Below are 400 nucleotides of genomic sequence, written 5' to 3'. Positions count from 1 at the left end.
ACCTATGTATTCAGTGCATGATACTCATCTTATGATGAGTGGGTTTCCCCATTCAGAGATGTCCGGGTCACAGGTTGTTGCCACCTCACCGAACCTTATCGCAGGCTACCACGTCTTTCATCGCCTCTGGCTGCCTAGGCATCCACCGTGTGCGCTTCATTGCTTGACCCTATAACCCGAAGGAGTCTGGATGTCGCAATGATAACGTTCTATTTTGCCGGATACGCTTGAGACGTATCACAATTTAAGACCACTTCTTGCGAAGTGTTCTTGTCAGCATGATATACATTGTTAAAGAGCGACTGCTATGCGCAGTGATAAGGCAACGCCATAGGCGCTTGGCTTATCACTGCGTATCACAAGCATTCTGATCAGGTAATTCATTGTGGACGCTTACTAT

1 rRNA gene is annotated in these 400 nt (G+C 47.2%); it reads right to left on the bottom strand.

Going from position 1 to position 400, the window contains the following annotated elements:
• Positions 1–169: ribosomal RNA gene (locus A6R74_RS11665) — 23S ribosomal RNA — on the bottom strand; the annotation flags it as partial.
• Between the last annotated feature and the right edge of the window lie 231 nt (positions 170–400).

Source organism: Halomonas sp. ALS9, from assembly GCF_001651035.1.
GTDB lineage: Bacteria > Pseudomonadota > Gammaproteobacteria > Pseudomonadales > Halomonadaceae > Vreelandella.
This window is presented reverse-complemented; position numbering and strand designations above follow the sequence as displayed.